Source organism: Clostridium sp., from assembly GCF_036569345.1.
Taxonomy (GTDB): Bacteria; Bacillota; Clostridia; order Clostridiales; family Clostridiaceae; genus Clostridium_AD.
On the sequence record NZ_DATCQT010000199.1, the window covers coordinates 1 to 6,039 of the forward strand.

Sequence of the window (6,039 nt, forward strand, 5' to 3'; positions counted from 1 at the left end):
AACCAAACATTATCTATTGCCCTTGTAATTCCTACATAAAATAGTCTTCTTTCTTCCTCTAGGTTATTATCTATGCTATTTACATGAGGAATGTTCTCTTCATTACAATTAATCAGGTAGACATTCTTAAACTCCATACCCCTTAACACCATGGATTGATTCCTGTAGTGATATATCAACCCCGTGAAGCATTGATATGACAATCTTTAGATATCATTCCATACTTTTATCTTTATTCTATTCCATACACATAAGTAAAAAAGAAAAAAGACTTCCGAGCAATTAAGGCTAGGAATCATTTCAATTAGTAAAATTTTAAACTTCTTAAAGTAATGTCATGCTCCGTATTTTCCATATTCGCTCTTCTTTCGACCTTATTTTTACATTGCTTTTATTTTTAAATAATGGTATAGTTTGCTCATATCCTTTAAGGATTATTGCAGAAGGTTGTACTTTATAGTCGCCCTTCTACTTTTTTTATAAAAAAAGAACTATGTTAATAGTCCTTTTATATTTGCTTTATTTATTATAATTTAAATTAGACTTTAAATAAGCAAATAATAAGTGTGTCCCAAATTATTCAAATTTACTTATTTTAGATATACATATTACATAATATATGAAAAATATATTTCCACTACATTACTAACTTATATTATACTTCCAACTACCCTTATAACTCTGCAAATTCTTGCTCTAAATTCTAACTAGACCTTTATTATAACTGCTTGGCAGTTCATAATTATCCTGTTGCAATCAGTAAATAAATTACCTTAATTTTATTTAAGTTGACTTTTGATACTCTTCATAGCTTTCTCAATATTTTGGTTTATTTTATCCGCTTGACCTTGGGTAATCACATTATTTTTTACTAATTTACTTAATCTATTAATACTACCTTTAGCTTTTGACACATTTTTTGTTACTTCTTCCATTACTTTATCTGATTGAGCCTGTGTTATTGTTTTAGCAGTAACTAGTCCCTTAAGGGTGTCAGTATAAATTGTTTTCATAGCTGTCGATATTGCTTTTACAGTATTATTAATTTCTTTTTGTGGAGCCATCAGTGGTTTTTTAATAGTCGGTGACTTCATAGAACTACAAGCAGTAAATATCATAATAGATATACTTACTATTATAAATATTGAAGTAATTTTCACATTTTTCATTTTTACAACACCATCCTCATAATATTTGTTTTTATTTTATTAGCTTTCATTATTATTAGGATAACTGGATGAAACTATGCTTTACTTGCTACAATATAAATTTATCTTATAGGTACTTGTTTTTGGTATAATAAAAACCATACGGAACGGCCTTTAAAAAACCAAGCATAAAATGGAAAAATTCCATTGCCAGCACCCACAAAATATAATATCCTTTTTAGTGACGAAACTGAAAAGGATAGCAAGGGGATGCTAACAATGGAACAAGTATATAATATCAAATATATGAGGAAATTTGAAGGGAAAAGTCTAAGAAAAATTGCTAAAATTACTGGTCATGATTTTTATACAATTAAGAGATATGTAGATAAAGAAGATTATCCCAAAATAATCAAGCAACAACAAAAGAAGAAAAAGTTAACGGTATATTAGAACAAATAAAGACAAAGGTGCATACCCTTGGCGAAGATACAAAAAAAATTCAAACTAACTTCGCTGATTTGTTTAATAGTGGGTTCAAGACAGACATTGTTATTTTGACTGAGAAGATACAGACCATAGATAAAAGTAAAGTCAAAGAGAAACTAGGAAGAATAACTCATGATGATTTGAGAAAAATCGACACAGCATTGTTGATACAATTGGGTATAGTTTAAAAATATCGTCTTATTATACTAGAGTATATTTACAGGGAGAATTCTTTACAATCAATATAAAGGAATATGCTATATTCTATAGCTGAACAAATTAATACCACTAAGTAATTAGACACATCTTTAGTGTAACTAAGTTCTAATCAATCTTAACCTACTATAAGTATTAAAACAAAGATTTGATTCGGTCTTCTCATTGGTAAATACTCATATAACCTTCTAAGATAACATCTCAATGCATCAGATTGCACTGGTACAGCCAAAACATATGTATACTACTAGAAATTGAGGGTAAAGACATATTAACATAAAACCATCTTAACTATTATTTACAAATAAAGTCGAGAATTTGTTCACAATAAAAAACAGATATTTCTCCATCTTCTATCAATTTGAGTGCAGTCCTATCACTGACTTTAAAATATGCCGCAACTTTACGTACTGTCATAATTTCATCATCTATGATATCTTCAATCTTTTCAATTATATCTATATCACCATTTTTGTCAATTCCACCAATTATGGATAGCATATAATTCACACTCCTTTTTATTTTTGAATTATAATTTATTTGTAAAGCATACTTTACTGCTAATCAATCATAATATTATAAAGTGTCATAAATATTACATTTAGAATTTCTATAAACCATTTAATCATAATTTTCCTTTAAATTATGTTTAGATTTTAATGGTGGTATGATACCATTATATATAATTCGACATAAATAATACATATGCTAATAGTCTACATATATAGTTAGCTAATCTAGTTTTAGGGTAGTAATTCTTGCAGTCTTAGGATTATTCATAAAAAACAAATAAACAATTTATTTGTTTTTTATGAATAATCTTAAGACTTAAAATAACATAAAATCATTGATTCCATACACTTTTGCTACAATTATTCTTCATATATGGTTTGAAAATGAATGTCCAATTCCCACCTATACTCTAGAACTAATTCAATATTTTAGGCTCTCATAAACAGTCTTAGACGCTTTAATCATAGTAATAAAATAGGATAATCCTCAAAAACAAAAAAGACCACCAATCAAGGTAGCCTCTTATCTGTTAGTAATTGTTTAATTCTGTATGTTTGTTAATATTCCATTATCAAAATATAATAAATTCATTGCTGTATCTCCATAAACCCATTGCTCACTTACCCCATCTGCAGTCGTAGTTCGATTAATACTGTCGGGTCGTCCCCAAGTAGAATTAATACATTCATCAGTTGTCATTCCTATCTTAACACCTTCTGTTCTTGCTTTAGCATCTTCATTGGCTTTAGCAGTTGCATCTGCTTGTTTCAATTTCTGAGTATATTAATGATTTGTATTAATTGCAATTGCTGATATTGAAATTACTATTTTCCTTGTTTTGTTCATGATTAAATCCCCCTAAAAATATTTATTTAACTACTGCAGTAGTTCCTGTGTTTGGGTCTACTGATTGAACAACTGGAGTATTATTACCAGTTAACCCAATAGCAATTAAAACTATTACTACAAATAATCCTATCAAAAACTTATGTCTTCCAATCCACGATTTACAATTAGTTAATTTACTCATATTTTAATATGTCCCCCTGCAACTTCCAATTATTCCAATTAAGACCTTAACATATATTTGAAAACATTTCAATAAATATTTTAATTTACTATGAATCTATTAAACACTTTCAAATGGCTACGTAGTTCATCGCAGTCCTATTATATAGATGAGCAAATCAAGACTTTATCCTGTTTTTATGAACAATCATAGGAAAGGATGGAACATAATATGTTTTTGGTATAATAAAAACCATACATATCGGCCCTTAAAAAACCAAGCATAAAATGGAAAAAATCCATTGCCAGCACCCATAAAATATAATATCCTTTTTAGTGACGAAACTTAAAAGGAGAACAAGGGGATGCTAACAATGGAACAAATATATAATATCAGATTTTTGAAGAAATTTGAAGGGAAAAGTTTAAGGAAAATCGCCAAAATTACTGGTCATGATTTCTCTACAATAAAAAGATATGTAGAAAAAGAAGACTTTAACATTGAAAAGCCCACTAAACAAAAGCGCGAAGGGAAATTATCACCCTACCGAGAGATTGTCTTAAAATGGCTTACCGAAGATAAGAAAGCTCCGCATAAACAACAACATACAGCAAAAAGAATACATGATAGATTGGAAGAACTCTATCCAGATGAATTTGATGCTCATGAAAGATCTGTGAGAAAATTCGTTGCAAAACTACGAAAAGAACTAGTGATGTATACCGATGGATTTTTGCCATTAGAACACCCACCAGGTGAAGCACAGGCAGATTTCGGAGAAGCACGTTTTATAGAAAATGGTATTACTTATGACGGTAATTATTTTAATATATCTTATCCACATAGTAATGGAGGATATACTCAACTTTTTAAAAGTCAAAATCAAGAGTGCCTATTAGAAGGTATGAAAGCAATATTCGAGCATGTTGGCGGTGTTCCAATAGCTATATGGTTTGACAATATGTCTACAGCCGTTAAGAAAATTAGAGAATATGGGAAGCGAGATTTAACAAATGGATTTATAAGATTTATGATGCATTATGGTTTTCAAAGTAATTTTTGTAATCCCAATAGTGGAAATGAAAAGGGGTCAGTAGAATCCAAGGTCGGATATCACCGTCGAAATTTCTTAGTACCAGTTCCAGAATTTAAGAGTTTAAAAGAATTCAACAAAGAACTTCTTAAAAAATGTGATAAAGACATGAATAGAATGCACTACAAAGGCCATGGGCTTATCAAGGATTTGTTTGAAGAAGATAAATTAGGTTTTTTTAAACTTCCTAAGGTGCCATATGAAGTATATTTGCATCAATTTTCAAAAGCAGACAATTATGGTAAAGCAAAGTTTGATGGAAGAATTTATTCAACCTCTCCCAATATGGCAGGCCAGCAGGTTATGTTTAAAGTTGGAGCCTATGACATTGATATATTAGATGGTAACAGTAATTTTATAGTTACACATAGCAGATTATATGGGGAAGAAAAAGAATCAATGTCTTGGGTACCTTACCTAGAACTTATGTCTAAACGGCCTACGGCGCTAAAATACACGGGACTCTTTAATCAATTACCTATAATACTTAAAGAATATATGAACCAATGTGATTATCTAACCAAAAAGCAGGCCCTTAAATTATTCACCAAAATGACAGCAAATACAAATATGGATTCTGCAATAGCAGCATTTGAAGAAAGCATTAAAAGTGGGACAAGTGATGTAGATAGCATCTGGGCTACATATTGCCGATTAACAGCCGGCCCTTTACCGGAACTAGAACTTTGTCTATCTGAATCAGTTCCAAAACTTAAGAATTACACTCCTGACATAAATGTTTATGACAAATTAATGGTTGCAGGAGGATTAAATCAATGAACTCAGATGTATTAATAAAACATTACTGCAAAGAACTTAGACTAGGAACTAGTTTTTACGAGAATTATGAAGAAATTCAAGCAGTAGATTTTGGAGACTTCTTAGCACAAATATTAAAACGTGAAGCTGAAAACAGGGAATTAGTTAGAAGAAATAGAAACCTTAAATCAGCTGGATTTGATGTTATTAAAACTTTTGAGGATTATGTTTTTAAAGATATTCAAGTTCCTCAAGCAATTGATATTGATGATTTAAAGACCGGAGGTTTTATTGATAAGCTAGAGAATTTAGTTCTATATGGCCCTGTTGGGACAGGCAAAAGCCATATGGCAACTGCGGTAGGAGTTGCTGCTTGCTCAAGAGGCAAAAGAGTAAAGTTCTTTCGGACAGCAGCACTAGTGAACCAATTGAGTGAAGCAAAGGCTAAAGGAGAATTAAAACGTTTTATGCATCAGATTGAAAAAATCGACCTACTTATTTGTGACGAATGGGGCTACGTACCATTTGAAAAAGAAGGATCTCAGTTACTATTTCAAGTAATCTCAGAATGTTATGAAAAACGCAGTGTAATTATCACTACTAACTTAGAATTCAGCAAATGGAATGGAATTTTTTACGATGAAAAGCTTACCAGTGCTATCATTGACAGACTAGTTCATCACAGCCATTTATTAATTTTTGATGGTCCAAGCTACCGCTTAACACATTCAACCATGAATACCCAATAATGGAAACAGGGTGCTGGAAAAATTAAGTTCCGCAGTGCATGGTTTTTAGCTTGCCAAAAACAC

The 6,039-nt window shown here is 30.6% G+C and carries 8 protein-coding genes and 1 pseudogene; 4 read left to right on the forward strand and 5 right to left on the reverse strand.

All coding sequences use genetic code 11. From position 1 onward, the window contains the following. A pseudogene (locus VIM70_RS20985) lies at nt 1–159 on the reverse strand (3'-5' exonuclease); the annotation flags it as partial. A gap of 620 nt (nt 160–779) precedes the next feature. Then, nucleotides 780–1,169 carry a hypothetical protein gene (locus VIM70_RS20990; RefSeq protein WP_226121944.1) on the reverse strand — a complete coding sequence of 130 codons (390 nt, stop codon included), beginning with the start codon at nt 1,167–1,169 and terminating at the stop codon, nt 780–782. Nucleotides 1,170–1,427: 258 nt separating this feature from the next. Between VIM70_RS20990 and VIM70_RS20995 the strand changes: the two genes are divergently transcribed. Further along, nucleotides 1,428–1,601 carry a hypothetical protein gene (locus tag VIM70_RS20995; RefSeq protein WP_331947736.1) on the forward strand — a complete coding sequence of 58 codons (174 nt, stop codon included), beginning with the start codon at nt 1,428–1,430 and terminating at the stop codon, nt 1,599–1,601. Between the two features lie 17 nt (nt 1,602–1,618). Beyond that, nucleotides 1,619–1,825, forward strand: coding sequence for a type II toxin-antitoxin system PemK/MazF family toxin (locus VIM70_RS23495; protein ID WP_414648735.1), 207 nt, complete (start codon nt 1,619–1,621; stop codon nt 1,823–1,825). A 322-nt stretch (nt 1,826–2,147) separates the two neighbouring features. Here VIM70_RS23495 and VIM70_RS21000 read toward each other — a convergent pair whose 3' ends face one another. The 3 genes from VIM70_RS21000 to VIM70_RS21010 all read right to left on the reverse strand — a co-directional run bounded on the left by VIM70_RS21000 (nt 2,148) and on the right by VIM70_RS21010 (nt 3,396). Further along, nucleotides 2,148–2,354: a helix-turn-helix domain-containing protein gene (locus VIM70_RS21000; RefSeq protein ID WP_226121942.1), complete on the reverse strand. Its 207-nt coding sequence runs from the start codon at nt 2,352–2,354 to the stop codon at nt 2,148–2,150. 552 nt (nt 2,355–2,906) lie between these two features. Beyond that, nucleotides 2,907–3,137: a hypothetical protein gene (locus VIM70_RS21005; protein ID WP_331947737.1), complete on the reverse strand. Its 231-nt coding sequence runs from the start codon at nt 3,135–3,137 to the stop codon at nt 2,907–2,909. Nucleotides 3,138–3,234: 97 nt separating this feature from the next. Further along, nucleotides 3,235–3,396: a hypothetical protein gene (locus VIM70_RS21010; protein ID WP_331947738.1), complete on the reverse strand. Its 162-nt coding sequence runs from the start codon at nt 3,394–3,396 to the stop codon at nt 3,235–3,237. A 343-nt stretch (nt 3,397–3,739) separates the two neighbouring features. On the opposite strand from VIM70_RS21010, the gene istA reads away from it, so the two are divergent. Beyond that, nucleotides 3,740–5,248, forward strand: coding sequence for an IS21 family transposase (gene istA / locus VIM70_RS21015; protein ID WP_331947739.1), 1,509 nt, complete (start codon nt 3,740–3,742; stop codon nt 5,246–5,248). Further along, nucleotides 5,245–5,976, forward strand: a complete 732-nt coding sequence (istB, locus tag VIM70_RS21020) for an IS21-like element helper ATPase IstB (protein ID WP_331947740.1) — start codon at nt 5,245–5,247, stop codon at nt 5,974–5,976. Before istA ends, istB begins: the two co-directional genes overlap by 4 nt. Nucleotides 5,977–6,039 lie beyond the last annotated feature (63 nt).